The following is a 909-nucleotide window of genomic DNA, read 5'->3' on the forward strand; positions in this document are numbered from 1 at the left end:
CGGCCGGGCTCGCCGCGCTGGGCCGGGCGCGGGTGGGGGTGTCGTCCCGGGCGGTGGACGCCGGGGAGCCGGCGCCCGACCCGCCGCAGGAGATGCTGCGCGCCGCGTACTGGCTGGCCGCGCGGGACGGCCTCGGGGGCCGGGGCGTGGACGTGTGCACGGGCCGTCCGGCCGGCTTCCGGGAACTGGCCGGCGACCTGCTGGCGCACGCGCTGCCCGCGCTCGGCGACGCCGGGGACGCCGCGTTCGTCACCCGCGGCGTCCGGCGGCTGCTCGCGGGCGGGACGGGCGCCGAGCGGCAGCGCGCCGCCTACCGCAGGCGCGGCCGGCTGGCCGACGTCGTCGACGCCGCGCTGCTGCCGGGCGGGTGAGCCGCCGGGCCGCCCGGAGGTCCGAAAAGACAACTTTGCACATTTCGCCCGTTTTCCCCGGTCGGCCGGGGGTACCTCTGGTCTGGACCGGTCACCGCTGACGTCGGGGGACGCAAGGCCGGGTCCGTCTCGCCCGGCCGCCCGCGGGCGCGTACCCTCGACCCGATGCAGGTGACCACGGCGATTTCGGACGGAGCGCGCTCGCGATGAGTCTCAGGCCCGGCGCCCCGGGCGTGACGGCACCGGGCCCGTTCCTCCACTCCGCGCTCTTCTACCGCGACGACGAGGAGTACCTCGCCGGCGCCGTCCCGTTCGTCCGCGCGGGACGCGCGGCGGGCGAACCCGTCGCGGTGGCGGTCCCCCGCCCCCGGCTGGACCTGCTGCGCGACGCGCTGGGCGCGGCCTCCCGCGAGGTCAGCTGGCTCGACATGGCCGAGGCGGGCCGCAACCCCGGCCGCATCATCCCCGGCGTCCTGCGCCACTTCGCCGACCGGCACGGCGGCCGGCGGGTGCGCATCGTCGGCGAGCCGGTCTGGCC

The 909-nt window shown here is 79.0% G+C and carries 1 protein-coding gene and 1 pseudogene; both read left to right on the forward strand.

The features are described from left to right. Positions 1–371 (forward strand): annotated as a pseudogene (locus HUX53_RS36695) (glutamate--cysteine ligase); the annotation flags it as partial. Between the two features lie 206 nt (positions 372–577). Beyond that, positions 578–909, forward strand: a 332-nt coding sequence (locus tag HUX53_RS36700; protein WP_176407879.1) for an MEDS domain-containing protein, incomplete at its 3' end; no start/stop codon positions are given.

The sequence above is a fragment of the Actinomadura sp. BRA 177 genome (genome assembly GCF_013372625.1).
In the GTDB taxonomy this organism is placed as follows: domain Bacteria; phylum Actinomycetota; class Actinomycetes; order Streptosporangiales; family Streptosporangiaceae; genus Spirillospora.